We start from the raw sequence: 22,606 nt of genomic DNA, 5'->3' as shown, positions 1-22,606 counted from the left end.
CTGTTGTTCCTTGCTTTGGCGCTGCCCTACCCGAGCTGCGTGGTCTGGAGGCTGTTCATGGTCGCCGTGCCGCCGACGGCGTATACGGCGACGTCGGTGCTGTTCTCCGCCGGGAAGATCAGTTCGGTCATGGTGACCTGGCCGTCCTGGGCAAAGACTTCAACGGAACAGCGATCCACGTAGATGGTGAGGTCGTAGGTGCCCTGCTTGGCCAGGATGGGAGCGGTGTCAATGGAGCTGAAGGACGTGTGGAAGTCTGTCCTGCCGGATTCGCGCCGGTCCACGAAGAGTGTGGCCTGCCCGGGCCGGATACCCACGCGGGTTCCCTTCGCACCGTCTCCACGCAGGATGAGGCCGAATTCCTCTGCGCTTCCGGGGGTGAAGCTGACGTCGATGCGCTGGACGGCGCCGAACGCGCCCGCCAGGACCTGCGCGCCGTCGTGGATGGTGGTTCCGGAAAGGTGGAACGGCTCCGCGCCAGCCAGGTCATTCCAATCGCCCGCGGGCTGCTGGACCAGGCACAGTTCTCCGTCGCGGGCCTGGAGTGTAATTTCGCGGGCGAGGCTCATGGGGCTGCGCCAGGGCGTGGTGGGGATGTGGTTGGCGTATTCCCAGTTGTTCATCCAGCCGATCATGAGGCGGCGGTTGTCCGGAGCGTCGCTGAAGGAGACGGCGGCATAATAGTCGCGGCCCCGGTCCAGCCACTGGTATTCGCCGAGCCGGGCAGGGTCCTGGGTGCCCTCGGTGACGGTGCTGGCGGAGGTGAATGTGGTTCCGTCGAAGTCACCGATGAAGTATTGGCCGGCTGAGCCGTTGTTGGGACCGCCGGGGTTGAGGTTGACGGTGAGGACCCACTTAACGTTGTCCTGGTCGCCGTCCACGGGCAGGGGAAACAGGTCCGGGCATTCCCAGACCCCGCCGGTGGCGTTTGCCGGCCCGAAGGTGCTCAGCAGTTCCCAGGACTGCAGGTCGCGGGATTTGTAGAGCACCACCTGGAAGTCTGTGGCTTCGACGGCGACCATCACCCAGTAACTGTCCGCGCCGCCGTCGTACCAGATGACTTTGGGGTCCCGGAACTCGGCGGACCCGCGGTTAAGGACGGGGTTGCCCCCGTGTTTTGTCCAGCTGTAGCCCCCGTCCAGGCTGTAGGCCAGGGACTGGGCTTGGACGCCCTCGTGCAAGGAGCCCGGTTTGAAGGCGCTGGTATAGATCGCCACGAGGGGTCCAATGGATCCGTTGCCGAATCCGCTGGTGTTGTGACGGTCATGGACGATGCTGCCGGAGAAGATGTCTTCGTTTTCGTCGCAGGCGATGGCGACGGGGTGTTCGGTCCAGGTCAGCAGGTCGGTGGAGGTGGCGTGGCCCCAGGACATGTTTCCCCAGACGTTTCCCAGTGGATTGTTCTGGTAGTAGAGGTGGTAGACGCCGTCGTGAAAGATCAGGCCGTTGGGGTCGTTGAGCCAGGTGTCCTTGGCTGTGTAGTGCAGGACCGGGCGGTAGCTGTCTGTTGTGGCTGCCGTGCTGGTCGAGGTGAGTGTATCCATGGGGTTCCTTTTAGAAGTATGTGTTATTTGCTCGCGCCGGCCGTGAGGCCTTCGCGCAGGGTGCGTTGGCCGAAGATAAACACGACCAGTGCGGGCAGCATGGACAGGATTACGCCGGCGAGGACCACCGATATGCTCCCGGTGCCGAGGTTGCCTTGGAGCGTGACCAGGCCGAGGGGGAGGGTGAAGTTCTGTTCGCTGATAGTGAGGATCAGCGGCCGGAAGAACTCGTTCCAGTGGAAGTTGAAGGCGAGGATCCCAACGATGGCCATGCCCGGGACCGCCAAGGGTGCGTAGACGGAACGGAAGATCCGCCATGGTCCGGCACCGTCCAGGGCGGCCGCCTCCGCAAAGTCATTTGGCAGGCCCAGGAAGTATTGGCGCATCAGGAAGGTGCCGAAGGCGGTGGGAATGGCCGGCAGGATCAGGGCCAGCAGGGTATCGGACAGGCCCATCCCACGGATGAGTATGAACACCGGAACGATGGTGACCTGCACCGGAACCATCATCGTGGCCAGCACCAGCGAGAAGATGGCCTTCCTGCCGCGGAAGTCCAGGCGGGCGAAGGCGTAGCCGGCAAGCGTGGCGGAAGCCATCTGGCCAAGCGCGATCAGACCGGTCACCAAGGCGCTGTTCAGGACCAGGAGGCCGACGTTGATCTGCTTGAACACCTCCTGGTAGGCGGTGAAGTCAGGGTTGATGGGCAGGAAGGACGGTGGCAGGTTGAAGGATTCCGACGGCGTCCGCAGCGAAGTGGACAGGGTCCACAGGACAGGGCCGAGGGTCAGCGCCGCAGCCACCGCTAACGCGGCATACCTGCCGACGGTTCCTGCCGCGGGCAGGCGGCGGTTGCGGTAGGGCTTGCGGGTGGCCGGTGTGCCGGAGCTGGAACCCGAATGCGCGTCGGTCCCGGTGTGAAGGGTCTGGCTGGACATAAGGGACCTCACTGGTAGAAGACGAAGCGGCGGCTGAGGCGGAATTGCAGGGCGGTGACGGCAAGAATGAGCACGGTCAGGACCAAACCGATGGCCGAGGCTTCGCCGAATTCCAGTTGCTGGAAGGCGGATTCAAAGATCACCATGACGGCGGTGCGGGTGGAATCCCCTGGACCGCCGTTGGTCAGGACGTACGGCTGGTCGAAGACCTGCAGGGCACTGATGATCGCCATGACGGAGGCGACCAGCACGGTGGGGCTGATCAGCGGAAGGGTGACGTTGCTGAACTGTTTCCAGCCCGTGGCGCCGTCCAGGTTTGCTGCCTCGTGCAGTTCTTTCGGAATGTTGCTCAGGGCGCCGAGGAAGAGGAGGAAGGAGAACCCGAAGTTCTGCCAGACGTACACCAGGACGACGACGGCGGCGGAGGCCACGGGACTGGTCAGCCATGGGACGGCGGGAATGCCGATGAGCGACAGGAGCCAGTTCACCACGCCGAACTGTTCGTTGAACATGTACCGCATGAAGATTGACACCGACGCGGCGGACAGCACCAGGGGAAAGAAGAAGGTGGAACGGAGGAAGACCCTGAGCCAGGACGGCATCCTGGCCTGGAGCATGGAAGCCAGGCTGAGTGCGATGCCGAGTTGAAGGATTACTGCGACGACGACGAACATGATGGTGTTCACGAAGGACACCCGGACGGTGGGGTCCTGTGCCAAAGAGGCGAAGTTGGCGAAACCGACGAACTGGGGTGCCGAAATGATGTCCCAGCGGAAGAAGGCCAGGACCAGCGAGCCGATGATCGGCAGGAAGGTGAACAGGGCCATCCCCAGCAGCGTGGGTGCCAGGAAAATCATCGCCAGCCATCGCTCGACGAACGAGCGGCGCGCGGCCGGTGGCTGTACGGTGTGGCGCGTGGCGGCGGAAGTGGTGGTCATGTGTTCCTCCTGAGGGCCAGTTCGAGATCACGCTGCAGGGTGCCCATCGCTGTCCGTACGCCGGCGGAGCTGCCGCTGACAGCGGTGGAAACATTCTTCATCAGGGCAGTTTCCACGGCGGCCTGCTGCGGCGGCGCGGGGATCGGACCGGAGGTGGGGAACCTGTCCAGGGTGTCGTAGAAGACCTTCCAGTGCCGGGGCCCGGTGGCGGCATAAAAGGACTCGTTCACCATCGAGCGGCGGGTGGGAGTGGTGTTCGGCTTGGGAATGGCCAACTGCATCGCTTCGCGGCTGGAGCAGAACTTTACCCATTCCCAGGCTGCGTCCTTATCCTTCGCCGTGCGCATGATCGCATAGCCGGCAGCGCCGAACTGGTGCCGCTGGGTCCGCCAGCGGGGGAAGAACTGCACATCGAACTGATCGGCCGTCATGCCCGCATCATGCAGGCCCTGAGCCCAGTAGCCACCCGCCGGCGTGGTGCCGATGCGGTTGTTCCCGAACAAGCCAACCAGGGCGTTGCCGCCCCCGGATTCAGGCCGCACGCCCAGTCCTTCGGCAACAAGTTCGCGCAGGTAGTCGAAGGTCTCGACAACCCGCCCGTCCTCGGCGTTGGGGGCCAGCCACTGGTACCCGCCACCGCGGGTGGCCCGGGCAGGGTCCTTGGGGTAAAAGCGGTCCCACAGCCAGTCCCCGCCGGAAGCCTTGCTTTCAGTGAGGAAGCTGGTGTCGTTGGCGTACAGCCACGGCACTACTCCGCCAAAAAGACGGTTGGTCCAGTAGTACGGGGTGAAGTCCGCCGGCCGTGCTTTCCGCAGGGCGCGCAGGGTGGCGCTGAAGTCATCCTGCGTCCAGTCGTCCTTCGGCCGGTCAAGGCCGGCCTGGGCGAAGGTGGTGGTATTCAGGTACATGTTCGCTGCGTTCCAGTCCAGCGGAAGCTGGTACAGGCTTCCCTGGTACATGAAGGCTTCCAGCAGGCTCGGATGAACGTCATCAAAGTAGTCGCTCATGTCGGCTGCGTCCCGGCGGACATAATCATCCAGCGGCTCGGCGAGCTTGTCGGCGAACAGCTGTGCACCCTCGGTGGCCACGTAGACCACGTCCGGGGGCGTGCCGGCCGCCACCATGGTGAGGATTTTGGAAAAGAAATCCTTCCAGTCCGCGCCCTGGATGGCCTGCACCTGGACCGGGATATCCGGATTGGCGGCGGTAAAGGCCTGGACCAGGCCTTGGCGGGCCGCGGCATCCGCAGCGGTTCCAAGGATGGCGATGTTCAGGGCATTGCTGCCACGGCCCGGTATGTCAGTCCCGGTAAGTCGGGGCCAGGCCCCCATGGTGGCTCCCGCCACGGCGAGTCCCGTAAGGCCCAGCATGGAACGCCGCGTGATTTGTGAAAGCCCGCTGCGGGACCGCGGCGCAAACGAGGGGTCCGGCTGCCCCGGTGTCTTTTCAGACGTCATTGTCGGTTCCTCCTAACACGTGCTAAGTAGGGTAAATACCCGACCTAACACGTGTCAAGTAGTTCGGAGGCTGTTCCTGCGTGTCATCGGAAACATGCAGGAAGGGCAGGCAGTGTTAGGAAAAGAGAGATACAGGCCGGGGCTGGGAGCGGCCGTTCCTGCCGGGTTCAGCTGCGTCCTGGTTGTGGAAGCGTCCGCCGCTTAGCCGGCCGGGACGGCAGCGGTGGAAGCCCGAGGGATGATCCGGCAGGGCACGTGGAGCGTTCCTGCTTGCCCGCTGCCCGCTGCCGAGGCGGTCCCTTCGACCGCATCCAACAGCATGGACATGGCCATTTCTCCGATTTCAGCGTGCGGAAGTGCCACGGTGGTCAGGGCGGGAACCAGGTTCGCAGCCAGGTTCTGCTGGTCGTCGTAGCCAACCACGGACAGATCTTGCGGTACACGCAGCCCTGCGGCGGCCGCGTACAGCAGTACGCCGGTGGCCACCCTGTCGTTCGAGCAGACGATCGCCGTCGGCCGGTTGTTGCCGCCCAGCACGCAAGAAGCTGCCCGGTAGCCCTCATCGATGTCCCATCCGGTCGCGTGGACGTGCTGTTGTTCACGGCCCAGCCCCGCTGCTTCCATCGCCTCGCGGTAACCCTGTTCGCGCTGAGGGGCGGCAGGGGAGCTGAGGGTTCCGGTCAGCAGCGTGATGCGGCGGTGGCCCAGGTCGATCAGCAGCTGTGCCGCAGCCCGTCCACCTTCAACCTCTGCCGGTATAACCGACTGGAGCCGGGAGGCGTCATCCGTGCAATTGGCCAGAATGGCCGGCAAGGTAAGCATCGCCGGCGGGGCGGTGACTTCGCGCAGGCTGCCGGTGGCGTACATGATTCCGTCTACCTGCCGGTGGACGAGCTGCTGGGCCGCGGCGCTCTCGCGGGCCCGGTCATGTTCAGTGTCCACCACCAGGACCATGTATCCGCGGGCCAAGGCCGTGCGTGATGCGCCGCTGATCAGCCGGCCGGCGAAGGGGCTGGTGACGATGTCATCCGTGATGATGCCGATCGTTGATGTTTGCTGGTTGCGCAGGCTGAGGGCAACCGAGTTGGGCGTGTAGTCCAGCTCTGCCGCGGCGCGGAGCACGCGCTCCTGGCGTTCTGCGGTGACATTGCCGGTTGCCCTGCCGTTAAGCACCAGTGATACCGCACTGCGGGACACGCCCGCCCGCCGTGCCACGTCCAACGCCGTGGCTTTACGTTTGACCATACCGGGCCCCCTTGCTTTTCGGCCTAGCATACCTAACTCGTGTGAGGTGGGGGGTGCCTTGCTTGGGTGCTGCAGCTACCAGCAGGCTGATTCGTCAAGCGGCAATTGAAACCGAAGTGGTAATGACTTGGATTCATCACACGGCGCGGCCGCTGTTTCCAGGAGCGCGGCGTGTGGCTGGCACCACGGGCACGCCTCCCGGCCGCAGGCGATGGTCGAAGCTAGCGTGGAACAGCCCGCTGCAACAGAAGGACCGTTCACATCATCCGCTCCGCCGCCCAGACCCTAACCCTTTTAGCCTCCCTACTGCTGGCCGGCTCCCTCGTCAGTTGCGACGCTGCAGCCAGCGCCCTTGAGGTTCTTGAATCCGCTCAAGGCAGCGCAGCCGAGGCCCCAACCGACCCGTCCCTTGCCGTTGATGTTGCCCACGCCCTTGAGCAGCTGCAGGGCATCCCGGTGAAGGGCCGGGCCCCTAAGACGGGCTACAACCGGGACGAGTTCGGGCCAGCCTGGGCTGACGTCGACCGCAACGGCTGCGACACCCGCAATGACATTCTTGCCCGGGATCTGACCAACGAAACGTTCAAGCCCGGCACCAACAACTGCGTGGTCACCGCCGGCACCCTGGCCGATATGTACACCGGCGCGACTATCAATTTCACCCGCGGCCAGGACACCAGCTCCGACGTGCAGATTGATCACATCGTCCCGCTCAGCGACGCCTGGCAGAAGGGTGCGCAGCAGCTCAGCGCCGGCCAGCGCAAGGAACTCGCCAACGACCCACTGAACCTCATGGCTGCCGACGGGCCAACTAACAGCGCTAAGGGCGACAAGGACGCCGCCACGTGGCTGCCTCCGAACAAGGCCTTCCGATGCCAATACGTGGCACGCCAAACAGCCGTCAAGGCCACGTACAAACTCTGGGTCACACAAGCCGAACACGACGCGATCGTCAGCATCCTTGAGGGCTGCCGGTAGATCCCTTGGTGTTGGCTGCCTTCCAATTGCTATTCGGTGGGGAAGTGCTGGCGGATCCCATTCAGCGTGTCACCGGTTCCCGCCGGATACCCTATGTCGCTGGGCCCTATTCCAACGGTGTCATCGGGGGAGAAGATACTGATGGAGAACGTACCGCCGTCGAGGTCCCTGGCTTTGTTAAGGATCACCGGCAGGGCTTCCTTCAGGGATTCACCGAGAACGTCCGGATCCGCGCTCGTCCCAACCAGCTTTATTGTGATGAAGTTTCCCGAGGTGTTCATGTTCACATGGGCATTGGCTGACTGAACTCCAGGGATAGTGGTTGCGGCTTCCTCCATCTCAGTTTCCAGGGTGTCTGACTGGGCTGTCTGATCCAGCCCACAGGATGCTAAGGAGACCATGAGCAGGCCTGCCATGGTTGCTCCAGCGACTGACGTGAGGATACGGCTCATCTGACTGCTTTCATTTGAGGGTCTGAGCCGGGCAATCGCCCGATTCGATCCCAGTACCAGGCACCGTTGGAGCCTGCTGCGATGGAGATGCCGATGAGAGAAAAAATAACTGCCCCCAGCGACCAAATGAGCGTTGCTCCTCTGGTGTTATTCATAACCTCAGCCTAAAGGACCCCTGTGGGAAGGCCGCCGGAGGTTGACGGCTGAACCCGGCCCGCGCCAATTGGAGAGGCTGCGCGGCTACAACTGCACGTCCTCCAACGTACGGAGTTCACGGGCGGGAGTTGGTGTGGCCAGCGCTTCCTGGGCCCGGGGGAGCGGTTCGAATTCGTCGTTCATCGGGTCCCAGCCGAAGAGGTGGCCGAAGTCCAGTCCGGTGAGTTCGCTGATCCTGCGGATGGGTACCTGGAAGGTGACCGGTGTGAAGGCCTCCCTGAGAATGCCCTCCACCAGTTCATGCTGGCTGATCATGTAGGCGCTGGCGGAATGGCTGCCGTCCGGACGCTGGAAGACGGGGACCTTCCAGAACGACAGCGGGATGCGGGTGCCCTGGAACTTCGGGTCTCTGGCCGTGAAGACCGGGCCGGTGAACACAGTGAGCCGCAGCTTTTCAGCTTTCGCCGTGTCCAGCAGGTAGTCTTCCAGGCCGGCCCACAACGACGCCCCCTGGTTGAACTTCTTGTGCTGCGGGGAGCAGTTGGTGAAGTGGAACGTATCGTCGTTTGCTGCGCGGGCAACGGCGTCGGGACCCCAGGCCGGATCCAGGCGGCGGACGAGGTGGCCGCGGTCAAAGTCGTTGCCAGCGTAGAGGTCCCCGCCGGTCTGCTCCAACCGGTCCAGCCGGGGGTCGAAGTACCACTTGTCGCGGTCCCGCTTGGGGGACTGGCTGAGCCGGCCATCGACGTTCACGGCTGTGTAGAGGGCCAGCCGCCTGCTGCGGTTCATGACGAGGCTGAAGTGATGGTAGGTCAGCACTGTCGGGTCCTGCCCCTGGGCCGGGCGGCGGTTCTGCGCCGCCTCCGCACGTTGTTCCGCCGTGAGCACCGGCAGCGGAACAGGCACATCCAGGAAGTCGGGGTCGTAGCCCTTTCTTCCTTCGTAATCGGGGTCTATCGCCACGGCTTCCTCGACTACAGCGCCAGCCGTGCCAACCGCGTCCCCGCTCCCCGGGCCCGCGGTCCGGCCTGCGGACGAGGGGGCCGGTTCGTGTGCCGCCTGCACCGCACCGAGCCGGACTGTGATGTGCAGGGGGATGGTGAGGGACACGGCCCCCTCCGCCGTGGCGACTGGCTGCTTTACCGATTGAGGCAGTTGGACCTCCACCGGGCCCTGCCGTTCCACCACCGGGTCCAGTTTTACCGGGTCCAGAAGTTCCACCGGGTGGGGCGGGTCGGCCGGGAAGGCAGGCGGGTTCAGTGCTTCCTCCAGAAGGGCCCGTTCTTCGTTGGTCATGCCGTCGGCGTTCGCTCCCAGCCAGGCCAGGATGCTGCTGATCCGGATCCCCTCATTCGCCACCCACTGGATGCGCAGCTCATCCTGCGTCCTGTCCCACACGGTGCCGTCCACGGTCAGGATGTCTCCTGCCGCATTGCGGGCAGGGACGCCGGAATGGTGCAGGCCCAGGACTTCCCACTGGTTGTTGAAGAGCGGTGACCCGGACGAGCCTGGAGAGGTGTCCGTGTGGTAGTGCAGGAACTGGTCAAAGCGGTCAATGAGTTCGTTCTGCTGCAGCGCGAGCTGTTTCTCCTGGCCTTCCGGGTGCTGGATGATGTTGATGGACTCGCCCAGCAGGATCTTGCCCTGCTCCTTTGACGTCCGGTTGAAGCCGAAGCCGGCCAGCGGAACCGAGGCACCCGCCCCGTCGGGACGTGATGTCGCGGCCACCGCCACCACGGTGACATCCAGTCCGGCGTCCGTCCGGAAGAAGGTGTCCGGCTCCAGGTCGAACTGCGATGCAGCCAGGGGAAGGCCGCTGACGCCGTTCTGGAAGTTGAATTCCAGCCGGGAGAAGCGGGCGGACTGTGCGTCTGCCAGCACGTGGTTGTTCGTCAGGGCCAGGCGCGGCGAGATCATAAACCCCGTGCCGAAGGATCGGATCTGGAACCGGTCACGGACAATAACCCTGCCCACACTGCGTGCCACCGCCGTGCCTAACTCCAGGAAAGCGATGCCCAGCAGGTTGTTCCCGCCGATAATCCGCTCCAGCACCAGCTCGTCCCGAACCTGGCCCCGCACTGCCGGCGAGGTGTCCGCTGTCGCCTTGAGCGCGTCCATCACCATCGGCTGGCGCATGACCCGCCGGCTGCGCAGTTCCACCCGTTCCGGAGCGTCCACGTTGAGGATGCTTCCCTGCGGGGTATGTGCCTCCGCGATCTTCTCCTCCGTTCCCCGGCGTGGACCCTTGCGGGCCTGGAACCGCGCCTGGGTGGCGGTGAGCACGTCGTCCGGGATGACCATGTGTCCGCTCCTGGGGGGGATTTCAAGCCGGTCAATGACCGGCTCGGCCAAAGCTCCGGGCTGACCTAGTTTGCATTGGTGGGTGCCTGGACGAGGCCCGCCCCAACGTCCACGGGGTCCGTGCCGGGCTTGAGGGGCTTGAACGTTCCGGAAGCGATGAGTTTGGCCTGGAGGAGCACGGGGCTGAGGGGGCCCTGCGCCAGGAGCCGTTCAGCCCACAGGGCCGCCACGCCGGCCACGTGCGGGGTGGCCATGCTGGTGCCGCTGATCGTTTTCGTTCCGCCGTTGAGCCAGGCGCTGAAGACCCCGACGCCGGGACCGGCCACAGTCGCCATGGTGTTTGAGAAGGGGGCCACAGTGAGTCCGCCTCCGCCGTCGGCCAGGGCAGCCACTGACGTGATCCCGAACGCGGCAGCTGGAGGCGCCACGTTGATCTCGTATGCGGGGTTGCCGTTGCGTTCACTCTCATTGCCGGCGGCTGCGACCACGATCGTCGTCTGGGCGACGGAGGCCCGCGCATTGAGAAGGTTGGCGAGCTGTTCGAAAAGCCGGACGTTGGCGCGGTAGCCTTCGAGCGCTATGGACGTGGCGGCGGGGATGGTCAGGCCGTGCACGTTCACCAGCTCGTCCACCCATCCGGGGAAGTCAATGCCCAGCGACATGGAGATGACGTGGGCGCCGTTGTCGGTGGCCCACAGCATTGCGGAGGCAAGAATATCGCTGCTGCCGCCGTTGGGGCCTCCGAGGACTTTGCCGATGACCGCTTTCTGGACGCCGAGTGCGACGCCGATCCGCTGGCCTGAGAGGTCGCGGCCAAAGATCGTGCCTGCGCAGTGGGTGCCATGGCCGTTGTCGTCTTCTGCGCTGCCCGCGCCGGTGAAGTCTTTTGTGACCAGGTTGACGCCGGCGAAGGCCGGGTGGGTGGCCGCGATGCCGGTGTCCAGGACCGCGACTGTCACCCCGGCGCCGGAGAAGGGAGAGGTGTCTGCGCCCACAGCCTTGACGCCCCACGTTGCCGCAGCGGACGGTGCAGCATCGGCATCGAAGGGTTCGATGAGTTTCATGGGCATGGCGGGAGCAAAGCCAAGGACCGTGGGGTCGTTCCGCAGGGCGTTGAGGGTTGAAGCGGAGGGGTTCTCATCGCTCTCCACCGTCATGCTGACAGCGCGTTCGGCGATGTTCTGGGCGGTGCTTTCGAGCCCCGGGGACGCCCCCGGTCCATCGAACGGATCACGGGTGGCGCCGAGGGAAGGCGCACGCAGAATCATGATTTTCTGGTTGAACAGCTTGGACATCCTGGGCTCCTTGGCCTCTACACGAAACGGTCTGCGCCATTGGCGCAGCTGCGGCAGTGAACGTATCAGCGGCGTGGTGGTCCCACACGTCGCCAGTTCTACGCCCGGAAGCGTTACATCAGCGTTACTGCGTGCACGGCATGGACCGAAAATCGTCCACTCCGCGCTATCGTTTTCCGTAATGCGCGGGCCGGGCGGCGCGCCAGGCATTGGGCACTGCAACGGCTCCACAACCTGAATCGTGAAGGGACTCTGGTGGGCGTACTGACGGAAGGCCGGCTGGAGTGCCTGTCCACGGGCTCGGTGTGGGCGGAGGGGCCCGTGTGGGTTCCGTCCTCGCAGACCGTGCGGTGGAGCGATATTCCCAACAACCGCATCCTTGAGTTCGAGGCGGCCACGGGTACCACCCGTGAATACGCCACCGGAGCCGGGTTCACCAACGGCCGGACCCTCGACGCCGACGGCAGCGTGGTGCAGTGCAGCCACGGGCGCCGCCGCGTCGAGCGGGACGTCGAGGGGACCGTGACAGGACTCGTTGACTCCTTCCAGGGCAGGCGGCTGAACTCACCCAACGACGTCGTGGTTGCCCGCGACTCCAGCATCTGGTTCACAGACCCGCCCTACGGGATCCTTCCGGGAACACGGGAAGGGCACGAGGGGGAGCAGGAGTACGGGGGCTGCTCCGTGTTCCGGTTCGAGCCTGGCTCCGGGTCCGTCACGGCTGTGGTCACGGACCTCGTGTATCCGAACGGGCTGGCGTTTTCGCCTGATGAGGCGGTCCTTTACGTGACGGACACGGCCGGTCCGGACCATGGAGTGCCACTGCGGATCGCCTCCTACGACGTGCGGGGCGGCGCGTGCACACGCCGTGCACCCGCCGTCGAACTTGACGAAGACCATGCTGCCGACGGCTTGCGCGTGGACGTCCAGGGCCGGATCTGGACCTCAGCCGGGCCGGAAGTGCGTATCTATTCACCGTCATTCGAACTCCTGGACACGGTAGAAGTGCCTGAAAAGGTATCCAACGTGTGCTTCGGAGGTCCGGACGGCCAGGACATCTACATCACCGCAACCACCAGCCTCTACGGGATCCGCACCACCACCCGGGATGCAGCCGCCCGGGCCGCCACTCCCGCCGCCAACTGACCAAAAGAGGCCAACCATGCACTACAGAACCCTGGGAAACAGCGGCACCGTCGTGTCCACCCTCGCGCTCGGAACCATGACGTTCGGGGCGGAGGCCACCGAGGAATCGTCACACGCCATCCTGGACAGCTATTTCGACGCCGGCGGCAACTTCATCGACACCGCCGACGTCTACAGCACGGGAGTTTCGGAAGAGATCATCGGACGCTGGCTGGGCAGGCGCCCGCACCTCAGGGATACGGCGGTGATAGCTACCAAAGGCCGCTTTCCAATGGGGACGGGACCGAACGACGTCGGCACGTCCCGCCGGAGGTTGACCCGCGCCCTGGACGATTCGCTCCGGCGCCTGGGCGTGGAACAGATCGACCTGTACCAGCTGCATGCCTGGGACCCGATCACCCCGCTCGAGGAGACGCTGCGCTTCCTTGACGACTCGGTCAGCCGCGGAAAGATCGCCTATTACGGCTTCTCCAACTTCCTGGGGTGGCAGCTGACCAAGGCCGTCCACCTTGCCCGCGCCCACGGCTGGACTCCGGCGGTGACCCTCCAGCCCCAGTACAGCCTGCTGGTGCGGGACATTGAATCCGAAATCGTCCCCGCCGCGCTCGACGCCGGTATCGGGCTGCTGCCATGGTCACCCTTGGGAGGCGGCTGGTTGTCCGGCAAGTACAAGCGGGACCAGGCCCCCAAGGGTGCAACGCGGCTCGGCGAGAACCCCGAACGCGGCATGGAGGCCTGGAAGGCACGCAACAGCAATCCCGGCACCTGGGAGGTCATCGGTGCCGTGGAAGACATTGCGGCCGCCCGCGGAGTGAGTCCTTCCCAAGTGGCGCTGGCGTGGCTGCTGGACAGGCCGGCGGTGACCTCGGTGATTTTGGGTGCCCGCACCACGGAGCAGCTCGCCGACAACCTTGCCGCAGCGGGCCTGCAGCTCAGCCCGGAAGAGGCTGGCCATTTAACCCGGGTCAGCCAGCCCCGGACAGGGGTCTATCCGTACGGCCCGATGGCTGACGAGCAGCGCACCCGCAGGATCGAGGGTGGACGGTAGCGCCCGGCGGACCGTCTTGTAGCGCACGTGTGTCACCAACCGCGTGCCTTGAAGGTCCTGCCGGCACGGGGCTACGATTGCCGGCACCTGCCACCAAAGGAGACGGCCATGGGCGTGGCATCTGAACGGGAACCATCCCCGGTTGAGCTGATGGTTGACCTCATCATTTCCCTTGACGGCTGTGCCTCAGCGGAGGGATGGCCGGGCTGGTGGGGGCTTGAAGGGCCGGAGTACCTGGCCTGGCTCGAGCAGGAGGGCCACAAGGAATGCACGTACCTTCTTGGCGCGAACACCTACCGGCTGATGTCCGGCATGTCGGAGGAAGCCGCTGCAGAAGGCGCGGGGTTTTCCGAGGAAGAAGGGGCGAGCCTTACCGGCCTCGCAGCGGTGCCCAAGGTCGTCTTTTCCTCCACGCTGCAGGGGCCGCTGGGCTGGCCGAACTCGACGCTGGTCAGCGGGGACGCCGTGGAGGCCGTGAAGGACATGAAACGGAAAGGTACCGGTCGCCTGAGCACCCTCGGCAGCCTGAGCCTGTGCCGGTCGCTGCTGAACGCCGGCCTGGTGGACAGGTTCCGGTTGGTGGTCTTCCCCGTCATCACAGGCCGCACCGGCAGGGAACGGATCTTCGACGGCTATCCGGACGTTGCGCTCGAGATGGTGGACAGCCGGACCTTCGACGGGAGGCTGCAGCTGCTCGACTACGTCCCCACCGTCCTTGATGGGCCTCGACGGTCCGGGGGCAGCGCCTGACCCGCGGAGTGCCCCGGAGGCGGATGCCCCGCCAAATGAACCACGATGACGGGCCGGCACCGGGCACACTTGATGGCATGACTGATACCGATGCCGTGACCACCCAGCGCTCAACTGTTGAGGAGTGGACGCGTGCCCTGGCGGAGTCCAAAGGTTCACCGGGCGGAGGCGCCGGGACGGGCGTGATGCTTGCCATTGCCGCTTCACTGGCATCAATGGTTGCCGGCTACACGGAACCGCAGGAGGACCAGGGGGCAGAACTCGCCTCCCTTCATGCGCGTGCCCGTGCGCTTCGGGAGGCCGCCCTTAGATTGGCCGACGACGACGCTGCCGCCTCCGAAGCGTTCGGCGCCGCCTTTCGGCTCGAAAAGGGCCCGGAACGGGATCAGGCGATCCACCGCGCCTCCGTCGATGCAGCCAAGGCATCGGCCGTCCTGGGGGAGCGGGCTGTCGCTGCCATTGACGACCTTGGTTGGCTCGCCGGCAACGGCAACCCGGCCCTCATCGCCGATGTCGTCGTCGGATTCGGCGCCCTGAGGGCGGCAGTGGCGGGGGCGCGCACGAACGTCAGCTTCGACCTTGCCACCCTCAGGTCTGCCGGGGCCACGCTGGAGCAGATCAGGGAACAGCACCCGGGCCTGTGGTCGGCCGTTGAGCAGTTGACCGCAGCCCTCGAGCGCATTGACCACCTCACCGCAGCCGTGGATGACCGGGCAGCGCCCACCGACCTGGACTGACTTCCCGCACCACTGCCAGGCCGCTTGTGAAGGGTCCCGCCCGGTACCGGTGTGGAGCTGGCGGCTCCACGGCGGAGGGTGGACATCCGGGGATAAATCGGCCGTCACCAAGTACTGCGCCAACCAGGCGTCGGGCGGAATGGTGGTGGTCAACGTCAACTACCGCAGGCCGCCCCGCTTCCACATGGGCCATGTGCTCCATGACGCCAACGCCGCGGTAGCGTGGGTCCGCAGCAACATCGGGCGTTACGGCGGTGATCCCGAATGCGTGGTCCTGGGTGGCGACTCCGCCGGGGGACAGATCGCCGCTTTGCTCAGGGCTGCCACGTTGCGGCCCGAGCTCGCAGCACACTACTCCCTCCGCCCTGCCGTGGCCGGGCATCACCTGAAGGGCTTTGTGCAGCACTGCAGCGTGGTTGATTTTTCCGTGTTCTTCAAGAGCGGCTTTATCACGAGCCTGAACTTTGTCCGCATGCTGCTGCCTCCGGCAGGCACGTCACGGAGCCGGAGCCGAAACCCCTTCACCACGCCGGAAGCCATCGAACGGCTGAAGGCCCAGGCCGGCTTCATGTCCCCCATCGAGCGGCTCGACGGCCGGTTCCCGCCGGTATTCGTCACTACCTCGGAACGTGACTTCCTGTATGAGGCCAACGTCAATTTCATCAGCAGGCTCAAATTCCACGGCGTTCCGGTTGACACCCTGATCTACCAGTGGTCCAACGCCAACACCGAGCACACGTGGCAGCAGGACTACCGCTATCCGGAATCCCAGGAGGTGTACCTCCAGCTGCACGCCTTTGTCCGGAAGGTCTCGCAGCGCCCCGCGGCGCACGCCTCTCATGAAACGCGGGCCTCGGGGCTATCTTGGGACGATGGGAGCCCAGGACCAGCCGTCGTTGGGGGTCAGCCCTGACGAGTTCGGTTCGGCCATGGGCGACCCCTTGACCCCTGGATCTTCATGGTTCCGGGCGCCACGGGCTCCAAAGAGGACTTTTCGACGCTCACGCTCCTGAGCTGCCGGCCGTTGCAGCTGCACCGGCTGTTCGCGCAGGCCATTGGTGCCAGATCGCCGTTTACCGGGGCGGGCACAGTCCGTGCGAGACGTCGCCGCACCAGTTCAGCCGCGATCTTCTTGCCCTGTACGCGAAGGACAGCGGGCCTGCGTGAGTGCTATCCGCCGTCGCCTGTTCCTGCCCGCCTGCGCCGGGCCTCCCGGCTGCGCCGCGCCCGTGCCCGCTTCAGGCGGCGCCGCAGCGGCGGCTCTTCCTTGAACTCCACGCGGAAGGTAACCAGCGACATGCGGATATGGCGGCGGAAGGACGGCCAGCTGGTGAGTGGCCGGGCAGAGACGCCCATCGGCAGGGTGGGGTCGTAGATGACCGTCATCTCCGGGCGGAGGTGGTACGAGATGTCAAGGTCGTCGTGCACATCGGCGTTGTTCCTCACCACGCTGCCGCCGATCTCCTGCCACACTGCCCGCCGCAGCGCGAAGTTCGACCCGTAAACGGGCGTATGGCCCAGGAGGAATCCGAGCACCCTAAAGTAACCGCCCAGGAAGACATGCCTTCCGGCCCACCGGACCCAGCGGCGCCCGCCATAGAACTCGCCGGGTCCAGTCACCAGGGACAGCGGGCGCGCGGCGCCAAGGACGGCTTCCACCCGTTCCAGCCAATCTGCCGGGGGCCTGGAGTCCGTATCCAGCCGGGCGATGATGTCCCCCGCCGCCGCATCGAAGCCGGCAGCGGTGGTGGCCGGAATGCCTGGCACGTCCACAGGAATCCGCCGTACGCCGGCTGCGCTGCAAACGGCGGGGGTATCGTCGCTGCTGGCATTGTCCACCACGATGATCTCGTCCGCGGGCCGGGTTTGCCGGGACAGCAGGTGCAGGCACACCCTGAGCATTGCGGCGTCATTGCGGGTGGGAATCACCACCGAGACCGTTAACGCGCCCCCTGCGGGTTCCCCGGACACGCCATCACCTCCATGTTCCATGCGCCATCCTCTGGACCAATGCTGGTGGACGGAAGCACGGAACGGCAGGGGCTTTTGTCACCCATGGTGCGGGGCTACGGTGGAGGGGTGACTGATCGTCCCGATATCTTCACCGTTGGTGAATTGCGTGCCTCCGGCCACGTCCTCAAGGACCTGCGCCAGGAAATCCGCGGAAACCTGCTCGCCGCGCTCGCGGCCGGCAAGGATCCGTGGCCGGGGATCTACGGCTTCGGCCGGACGGTGCTTCCCCAGCTCGAGCGTGCGCTGCTTGCCGGGCATGACGTGGTCCTGCTCGGCGAGCGGGGGCAGGGCAAGACGCGGCTCCTGCGCACCCTGGCCGGGCTCTTGGATGAATGGTCACCCATCATCGAGGGGTCCGAACTGAATGAACACCCGTTCGATCCGATGACCGAGCATTCCCGCGCCCTTGCCCTGACCGAGGGCGACCGGCTGCGGGTAGCCTGGCGCCACCGGTCGGAACGCTACGTGGAGAAACTCGCGACGCCGGACACCTCCGTTGCGGACCTCATTGGCGACGTCGACCCGATGCGGGTGGCCGAGGGACGGCGTCTCGGGGACCCGGAAACCATCCACTACGGCCTTGTCCCGCGCTCCAACCGCGGCATCATCGCCATCAACGAACTGCCGGACCTTGCCGAACGGATCCAGGTGTCCATGCTCAACGTGATGGAGGAGCGGGACATCCAGATCCGTGGCTACGTGCTCCGGCTTCCGCTGGACGTGCTCGTTGTAGCGTCCGCCAACCCGGAGGACTACACCAATCGCGGCAGGATCATCACGCCGTTGAAGGACCGCTTCGGCGCGGAGATCAGGACGCATTACCCCATAGAGCTCGACGACGAGGTGTCCGTGATCCGGCAGGAGGGCCAGTTGGTGGCCGACGTCCCGACGGTGATCCTCGAAATCCTGGCCCGCTACACCCGTGCGCTGAGGCAGTCCCCGGCGATCAACCAGACCTCCGGGGTCTCGGCACGGTTCGCCATTGCCGGCGCAGAAACAGTGGCCGCCGCGGCCCTCCGCCGAGCCAGCATGCGCGGCGAAGCCGAGGCCGTCGCGCGGATCGTGGACCTGGACACCGCCGTTGAAGTCCTCAGCGGCAAGATCGAATTCGAATCCGGTGAGGAAGGGCGTGAACAGGCCGTCCTTGACCACCTCCTGCGCACGGCCACGGCCGAAGCCGTGCGGGCGCATTTCCAGGGCCTTGACCTGGGCCCGCTGGTGGCAGCGCTGGACGGGCACACCACCGTGACCACCGGGGAGCACGTGACAGCACGTGAATTCCTCCGGAACCTGCCGTCCTTGAATGGGTCCGGGCTCTACGACGAGATCGGCAGCCGCCTCGGCGCCGGGAACGAGGGCCAGCGGGCCGCCGCCATCGAACTGGCGCTGGAAGGGCTCTACCTGGCCCGGCGGATCTCCAAGGAGTCCGACGACGAAGAAACGGTGTACGGATAGGGCGCCACCGTGCGTGGCCGGGCAAATGGCTGAAGCGAGGGACGGGCGGCACCATGAACATCCATAACCATTCCGCGAGGTACGGCCGGTACACGGGCGGTCCGGATCCGCTTGCGCCGCCGGTTGACCTCTCCGAGGCGCTGGACGCCGTCGCCGAGGACGTCATGGCCGGGTACTCGCCCCGCCACGCCCTGCAGGAGTTCCTCCGGCGCGGCGGGCGGAACCGGGAAGGCCTGGACGACCTCGCCAGGCGCGTCCAGCAGCACCGCAATGACCTGCTGGCCCGCCACAACCTGGACGGCACCCTCAACGAGGTGAAGAAACTCCTGGACACTGCCGTCCTTGAGGAACGCAAGCAGCTGGCCCGCGATGCCATGATGGACAACACGGAGCGCGCCTTCCGGGAGCTGCAGCTGCAGAACCTGCCCACATCCACAGCTGCGGCGGTCAACGACCTGGCATCTTATGATTGGCAGTCCGGCACGGCACGGGAAGCCTACGAACGGATCAAGGACCTGCTGGGCCGCGAGGCCCTGGACCAGCGGTTCGCGGGCATGAAGCAGGCGCTGGAGGGTGCCTCGGAGCAGGACCGGGAAGCCGTCAGCGCTATGCTGCGCGACCTGAACACGCTGCTGGACAAACACCGGCGCGGCGAGGATACCGATGAAGACTTCCAGGAGTTCATTGCCCGCCACGGCGGCTTCTTCCCTGAAAACCCACAGTCGGTCGAGGAACTGATTGACGCCCTCGCCACGCGGGCCGCTGCTGCCCAGCGGCTCCTGCAGTCCATGTCCCCCGAGCAGCGGGAAGAGCTGATGAACCTCTCGGCCCAGGCCTTCGGATCGCCGGAACTCATGTCCCAGCTTGACCAGCTCGACGACAGCCTGCGCGCCCTGCGCCCCGGTGAAGACTGGACAGGCTCGGAACGCTTCGAGGGCCAGGAAGGGCTGGGCCTCGGCGACGGCACCGGCGTGCTCCAGGACATCGCCGAACTGGACGGGCTGGCCGAACAGCTTTCCCAGTCCTACAACGGCTCAACCCTCGGCGACCTGGACCTGGATGCCCTGGCGCGCCAGCTGGGACAGGACGCCGCCGTCACGGCCCGCACGCTGGCCGACATCGAACGGGCCATGCAGGACGGCGGGTACCTGAAACGGGGCGCGGACGGGGACCTGCGGCTCTCACCGCAGGCCATGCGGCGGCTGGGGAAGTCCCTGCTGCGGGACACTGCCAAGCAGCTGTCAGGGCGGCAGGGACGCCGGGATACCCGGGTCGCCGGCGCGGCAGGGGAGCAGACCGGATCCAGCCGCCAGTGGGAGTTCGGGGACGCCGAGCCCTGGGACGTCACGCGCACGCTGACCAACGCGATCAGCCGCACCGCAGCCGGCGGCGGAACCCCGGGCAGCAGCCTGCGCCTCACCCCGGCGGACATCGAAGTGAGCGAAACGGAAGCGCGCACGCAGGCCGCCGTCGTCCTTCTTGTTGACGTCTCGTTTTCGATGGCTGCCGAGGGGAGGTGGGTGCCGATGAAACGCACTGCCCTGGCGCTGCACCACCTGGTTTCCACCCGTTTCCGCGGCGACAGGCTGGAACTGATCACGTTCGGCCGCCATGCCCAGGCAATGGACATCGAGGGACTAACCGCCCTCCCGCCGCTGCGGGAGCAGGGCACCAACCTGCATCACGGATTGCTGCTTGCCGGCCGTTTCTTCCGCAGGCACCCGTCCATGCAGCCTGTCCTCCTGGTGGTGACCGACGGCGAACCTACAGCCCATCTGCTGCCGGAGGGCGAGGCGTGGTTCTGCTGGCCCTCCGACCCGGAAACCATCCGAGTGACGGTCGCGGAGCTCGACCGGCTGGGCAGGGCCGGCACGCAGGCCACATTCTTCCGGCTGGGGGCCGACCCCAGCCTGGAACGGTTCGTCCAGCGCATGGTGCGCAGGGTGGGCGGCCGGGTTGTCGCTCCCGAGGCAGGGAATCTTGGCGCCGCGGTGGTGGGGGAGTACCTGCGGGCACACTTCCGGGGACAGGCCTTCGGGGACTCCGACTGGGCCTCCTAGCCGGGGCAGCCTGCAAAGTGCCGGAGCCGTTGCCCCGTTACCGGGCTGATTCATGTGAGGATCGAAGCATGCCTGACCGCCTCATGCTGCTGGACACCGCATCGCTGTACTTCCGCGCCTACTACGGACTGCCGGACACGATCCGCCGCGGGGACGGCACACCGGTCAACGCCGTCCGCGGCCTGCTGGACATGATCGCCCGGCTCACCACGGACTATGGGGCAACGCACCTCATTGCCTGCTGGGACGACGACTGGCGGCCGCAGTGGCGGGTGGAGCTCCTGCCCACCTACAAGGCCCACCGGGTGGCGGAGGCCGTGGCGGGTGCCCCGGACGTCGAAGTTGTCCCGGACGCGCTGGAGGCGCAGCTTCCCATGATCCGCCGGGTTCTTGAGCTCGCCGGCATCGCCATTGTGGGCGCCCCCAACCATGAGGCCGACGACGTCGTGGGCACCTATGCGAGCCACGCGGACCTTCCCGTCGACGTGGTCACCGGCGACCGCGATCTCTTCCAGGTCTGCGACGACGAACGCCAGGTCCGCGTGATCTACACAGCCCGCGGCATGAAGAACCTGGAGGTCATTACCGAAGAAGTGGTGGTGGGCAAGTACCGGGTACTGCCGCAGCAGTACGCCGACTACGCAACACTGCGGGGTGACGCCTCCGATGGCCTGCCCGGGGTTGCAGGAATCGGCGAAAAAACCGCGGCCTCGCTGCTGCTGAAGTACGGCACCCTGGAGGGCCTGCTGGAAGCGGCCGGGCATCCCGGCAGCGGCATGGCTGCCCCCGTGAGGGCCAAGCTGGCCGCCGCCGCGGACTACCTTTCTGTGGCGCCCGCCGTGGTAAGGCTGGTGCGGGACCTGGACCTGCCCAGTCCCGAACAGGCGGGTGCGGAACTGAATCCCGTGCCGGACGAACCACGGGCCGAACTAGAACGGCTCGCCACCGAGTGGAACCTGGGCGGCTCGGTGAGGCGGCTCCTGACGGCCCTCGACCTGCGGCAGTAGGCCCGGCGGGTTACTGTTTTCCCGCCGCGTCACGCTTGCAACATCCAATTCAAGTAGTAAGCTTGCTGACCATTAGTACTAAGCTTGCTGATTAATTGGAGTGGCGGGAGCGGGTCGAATGAGTGCAGTTGTTGTTGCCATCTGGTCCCTGGTGGCCGCGGCCGGAGCGGCCCTGGCCGCCAGCGCCCCGTACGGCGCCGTGGGCCACGGGGGCCAGTACCTTGCCGGCCATGTGCTTCTGGGCCTGGGGCTTGGCCAGTTGCTGGCGGCTGTAGTCCGGTATGCCGTTCGGCGGATGGTTGCCGGAGCAGCCTGGACGACACCCGCGCCCCTCGCGGCGGTCCCGGCAGTGCAGACAGTTGCCGCGGCCGCGCCTGCTGGGGACAGACCTGCTGGGGACATTGCCGCCGTGACCGTTCTTTACCCCCGGCCTGCCGCCGTCGTTCCCTTGCGGGGCAGGCATGCCGCCTGACCATCTCCAGCCGGGTGGGGCGCAAGGCTCCCCGCCAGGGCGCCCGCACCGGAGGTCCTGGGCCGGACTGGCCGCGGCAGTGACGGCGGCCGCCCTTGTTACAGGCGCAGTCAGCATCTACCCGGGTCTAGGCACTGCCGGTTCAGATGAGGCCACCCTCCGCGGCTTCCAGATTCGCGTTCTCAACGTCACCCAGGCCGCCGCTGAGAACAGGCTGGACGGAGTCCTCGATGCCCTTGAGGCGCTTGAACGGGACCTCGACCTGGCCGCCGGCCAGGGTTCAATCTCAGCGGCCCGGTACCGGGGGATCGATGCGGCCCTGGAAGCGGTCCGGGCAGATGTCACCCGCACCATCACGGCCCAGTCAGCCTCGGCCGCGGACGCAAAAGCAGCTGTCACCACGGCGGAGGCGCCTGCGGTGATCGCGGCCACCCCTGAACCGGCGCCGGCGCCGGCGCCGGAACCGGAATATGTGCAGTCCCAGCCGGTCCAGCTTCAGCCGGAGGCACCTGCCGCCGCTCCGGGCCCGGCACCTGAACCCGCCCCGCAGCAACAGAACCTTCCAGACGCCGCCAAGGAAGCCAGGGAAAAAGGCAAGGGCGCCGGAAAGCCCTGAC

The 22,606-nt window shown here is 66.0% G+C and carries 20 protein-coding genes; 11 read left to right on the top strand and 9 right to left on the bottom strand.

Annotated features, from left to right (window positions below):
* Window positions 1-26: 26 nt before the first annotated feature.
* The 5 genes from IEX33_RS10445 to IEX33_RS10425 form a co-directional block, all read right to left on the bottom strand.
* Entirely contained in the window at window positions 27-1,544 is a 1,518-nt protein-coding gene (locus IEX33_RS10445) for a glycoside hydrolase family 32 protein (RefSeq protein WP_188729888.1), read from the bottom strand.
* Between the two features lie 23 nt (window positions 1,545-1,567).
* On the bottom strand, window positions 1,568-2,479 hold the full coding sequence (locus IEX33_RS10440; RefSeq protein ID WP_188729886.1) for a carbohydrate ABC transporter permease: 912 nt from the start codon (window positions 2,477-2,479) through the stop codon (window positions 1,568-1,570).
* An 8-nt stretch (window positions 2,480-2,487) separates the two neighbouring features.
* The gene (locus IEX33_RS10435; protein ID WP_188729884.1) at window positions 2,488-3,417 is read right to left on the bottom strand and encodes a carbohydrate ABC transporter permease; all 930 of its coding nucleotides are present in this window, start codon (window positions 3,415-3,417) and stop codon (window positions 2,488-2,490) included.
* Window positions 3,414-4,874, bottom strand: a complete 1,461-nt coding sequence (locus tag IEX33_RS10430) for an extracellular solute-binding protein (protein ID WP_188729882.1) — start codon at window positions 4,872-4,874, stop codon at window positions 3,414-3,416. Before IEX33_RS10430 ends, IEX33_RS10435 begins: the two co-directional genes overlap by 4 nt.
* A gap of 201 nt (window positions 4,875-5,075) precedes the next feature.
* A complete protein-coding gene (locus IEX33_RS10425; RefSeq protein WP_188729881.1) occupies window positions 5,076-6,119 on the bottom strand; it encodes a LacI family DNA-binding transcriptional regulator in 1,044 nt (347 codons plus the stop codon).
* Between the two features lie 261 nt (window positions 6,120-6,380).
* Between IEX33_RS10425 and IEX33_RS10420 the strand changes: the two genes are divergently transcribed.
* Window positions 6,381-7,097 (top strand): HNH endonuclease family protein, encoded by a 717-nt coding sequence (locus IEX33_RS10420; RefSeq protein WP_377089476.1) that lies wholly within the window; start codon window positions 6,381-6,383, stop codon window positions 7,095-7,097.
* 29 nt (window positions 7,098-7,126) lie between these two features.
* Here IEX33_RS10420 and IEX33_RS10415 read toward each other — a convergent pair whose 3' ends face one another.
* From IEX33_RS10415 to IEX33_RS10405, 3 genes are all read right to left on the bottom strand, one after another.
* The gene (locus IEX33_RS10415) at window positions 7,127-7,513 is read right to left on the bottom strand and encodes a hypothetical protein (protein ID WP_229675322.1); all 387 of its coding nucleotides are present in this window, start codon (window positions 7,511-7,513) and stop codon (window positions 7,127-7,129) included.
* A 276-nt stretch (window positions 7,514-7,789) separates the two neighbouring features.
* The gene (locus tag IEX33_RS10410; RefSeq protein ID WP_188729877.1) at window positions 7,790-10,006 is read right to left on the bottom strand and encodes a DNA/RNA non-specific endonuclease; all 2,217 of its coding nucleotides are present in this window, start codon (window positions 10,004-10,006) and stop codon (window positions 7,790-7,792) included.
* A gap of 65 nt (window positions 10,007-10,071) precedes the next feature.
* Window positions 10,072-11,301 carry a S8 family peptidase gene (locus IEX33_RS10405; protein WP_188729876.1) on the bottom strand — a complete coding sequence of 410 codons (1,230 nt, stop codon included), beginning with the start codon at window positions 11,299-11,301 and terminating at the stop codon, window positions 10,072-10,074.
* A 255-nt stretch (window positions 11,302-11,556) separates the two neighbouring features.
* On the opposite strand from IEX33_RS10405, the gene IEX33_RS10400 reads away from it, so the two are divergent.
* The 5 genes from IEX33_RS10400 to IEX33_RS10380 all read left to right on the top strand — a co-directional run bounded on the left by IEX33_RS10400 (window position 11,557) and on the right by IEX33_RS10380 (window position 15,895).
* Window positions 11,557-12,447: an SMP-30/gluconolactonase/LRE family protein gene (locus IEX33_RS10400; RefSeq protein ID WP_377089453.1), complete on the top strand. Its 891-nt coding sequence runs from the start codon at window positions 11,557-11,559 to the stop codon at window positions 12,445-12,447.
* Window positions 12,448-12,463: 16 nt separating this feature from the next.
* Entirely contained in the window at window positions 12,464-13,495 is a 1,032-nt protein-coding gene (locus IEX33_RS10395; protein WP_188729875.1) for an aldo/keto reductase, read from the top strand.
* A gap of 108 nt (window positions 13,496-13,603) precedes the next feature.
* Window positions 13,604-14,245 (top strand): dihydrofolate reductase family protein, encoded by a 642-nt coding sequence (locus IEX33_RS10390; protein ID WP_188729874.1) that lies wholly within the window; start codon window positions 13,604-13,606, stop codon window positions 14,243-14,245.
* 77 nt (window positions 14,246-14,322) lie between these two features.
* Window positions 14,323-14,982, top strand: coding sequence for a cyclodeaminase/cyclohydrolase family protein (locus tag IEX33_RS10385; RefSeq protein ID WP_188729873.1), 660 nt, complete (start codon window positions 14,323-14,325; stop codon window positions 14,980-14,982).
* Window positions 14,951-15,895: an alpha/beta hydrolase gene (locus IEX33_RS10380; RefSeq protein WP_188729872.1), complete on the top strand. Its 945-nt coding sequence runs from the start codon at window positions 14,951-14,953 to the stop codon at window positions 15,893-15,895. The genes IEX33_RS10385 and IEX33_RS10380 overlap by 32 nt, the downstream gene beginning before the upstream one ends.
* Before the next feature lie 257 nt (window positions 15,896-16,152).
* Here the strand turns inward: IEX33_RS10380 and IEX33_RS10375 are convergent, their stop codons facing one another.
* Window positions 16,153-16,974, bottom strand: coding sequence for a glycosyltransferase family 2 protein (locus IEX33_RS10375; protein ID WP_188729871.1), 822 nt, complete (start codon window positions 16,972-16,974; stop codon window positions 16,153-16,155).
* An 87-nt stretch (window positions 16,975-17,061) separates the two neighbouring features.
* Between IEX33_RS10375 and IEX33_RS10370 the strand changes: the two genes are divergently transcribed.
* From IEX33_RS10370 to IEX33_RS10350, 5 genes are all read left to right on the top strand, one after another.
* Window positions 17,062-18,450: a sigma 54-interacting transcriptional regulator gene (locus tag IEX33_RS10370; protein ID WP_188729870.1), complete on the top strand. Its 1,389-nt coding sequence runs from the start codon at window positions 17,062-17,064 to the stop codon at window positions 18,448-18,450.
* A 53-nt stretch (window positions 18,451-18,503) separates the two neighbouring features.
* Window positions 18,504-20,510, top strand: a complete 2,007-nt coding sequence (locus IEX33_RS10365) for a vWA domain-containing protein (RefSeq protein WP_188729869.1) — start codon at window positions 18,504-18,506, stop codon at window positions 20,508-20,510.
* Between the two features lie 68 nt (window positions 20,511-20,578).
* The gene (locus IEX33_RS10360; protein ID WP_188729868.1) at window positions 20,579-21,517 is read left to right on the top strand and encodes a 5'-3' exonuclease; all 939 of its coding nucleotides are present in this window, start codon (window positions 20,579-20,581) and stop codon (window positions 21,515-21,517) included.
* A 118-nt stretch (window positions 21,518-21,635) separates the two neighbouring features.
* Complete coding sequence (locus IEX33_RS10355) at window positions 21,636-21,989, top strand: hypothetical protein (RefSeq protein WP_188729867.1); 354 nt, start codon at window positions 21,636-21,638, stop codon at window positions 21,987-21,989.
* A complete protein-coding gene (locus IEX33_RS10350; RefSeq protein ID WP_188729866.1) occupies window positions 21,979-22,605 on the top strand; it encodes a hypothetical protein in 627 nt (208 codons plus the stop codon). Before IEX33_RS10355 ends, IEX33_RS10350 begins: the two co-directional genes overlap by 11 nt.
* Window position 22,606: the final 1 nt, after the last annotated feature.

The organism is Pseudarthrobacter scleromae (genome assembly GCF_014644515.1).
In the GTDB taxonomy this organism is placed as follows: Bacteria; Actinomycetota; Actinomycetes; order Actinomycetales; family Micrococcaceae; genus Arthrobacter; species Arthrobacter scleromae.
Note: the sequence above shows the minus strand (reverse complement) of the source record. Positions and strands in the feature narration are given on the sequence as shown.

Excerpts from the sequence above, each read along its gene's own strand:
- IEX33_RS10365 (WP_188729869.1), top strand. The coding sequence starts at position 18,504 with ATGAACATCCATAACCATTCCGCGAGGTACGGCCGGTACACGGGCGGT.
- IEX33_RS10405 (WP_188729876.1), bottom strand. The coding sequence starts at position 11,301 with ATGTCCAAGCTGTTCAACCAGAAAATCATGATTCTGCGTGCGCCTTCC.
- IEX33_RS10445 (WP_188729888.1), bottom strand. The coding sequence starts at position 1,544 with ATGGATACACTCACCTCGACCAGCACGGCAGCCACAACAGACAGCTAC.
- IEX33_RS10375 (WP_188729871.1), bottom strand. The coding sequence starts at position 16,974 with ATGGAACATGGAGGTGATGGCGTGTCCGGGGAACCCGCAGGGGGCGCG.
- IEX33_RS10380 (WP_188729872.1), top strand. The coding sequence starts at position 14,951 with ATGACCGGGCAGCGCCCACCGACCTGGACTGACTTCCCGCACCACTGC.
- IEX33_RS10430 (WP_188729882.1), bottom strand. The coding sequence starts at position 4,874 with ATGACGTCTGAAAAGACACCGGGGCAGCCGGACCCCTCGTTTGCGCCG.
- IEX33_RS10395 (WP_188729875.1), top strand. The coding sequence starts at position 12,464 with ATGCACTACAGAACCCTGGGAAACAGCGGCACCGTCGTGTCCACCCTC.
- IEX33_RS10390 (WP_188729874.1), top strand. The coding sequence starts at position 13,604 with ATGGGCGTGGCATCTGAACGGGAACCATCCCCGGTTGAGCTGATGGTT.
- IEX33_RS10435 (WP_188729884.1), bottom strand. The coding sequence starts at position 3,417 with ATGACCACCACTTCCGCCGCCACGCGCCACACCGTACAGCCACCGGCC.
- IEX33_RS10385 (WP_188729873.1), top strand. The coding sequence starts at position 14,323 with ATGACTGATACCGATGCCGTGACCACCCAGCGCTCAACTGTTGAGGAG.
- IEX33_RS10360 (WP_188729868.1), top strand. The coding sequence starts at position 20,579 with ATGCCTGACCGCCTCATGCTGCTGGACACCGCATCGCTGTACTTCCGC.
- IEX33_RS10355 (WP_188729867.1), top strand. The coding sequence starts at position 21,636 with ATGAGTGCAGTTGTTGTTGCCATCTGGTCCCTGGTGGCCGCGGCCGGA.
- IEX33_RS10440 (WP_188729886.1), bottom strand. The coding sequence starts at position 2,479 with ATGTCCAGCCAGACCCTTCACACCGGGACCGACGCGCATTCGGGTTCC.
- IEX33_RS10350 (WP_188729866.1), top strand. The coding sequence starts at position 21,979 with ATGCCGCCTGACCATCTCCAGCCGGGTGGGGCGCAAGGCTCCCCGCCA.
- IEX33_RS10415 (WP_229675322.1), bottom strand. The coding sequence starts at position 7,513 with ATGGCAGGCCTGCTCATGGTCTCCTTAGCATCCTGTGGGCTGGATCAG.
- IEX33_RS10425 (WP_188729881.1), bottom strand. The coding sequence starts at position 6,119 with ATGGTCAAACGTAAAGCCACGGCGTTGGACGTGGCACGGCGGGCGGGC.
- IEX33_RS10410 (WP_188729877.1), bottom strand. The coding sequence starts at position 10,006 with ATGGTCATCCCGGACGACGTGCTCACCGCCACCCAGGCGCGGTTCCAG.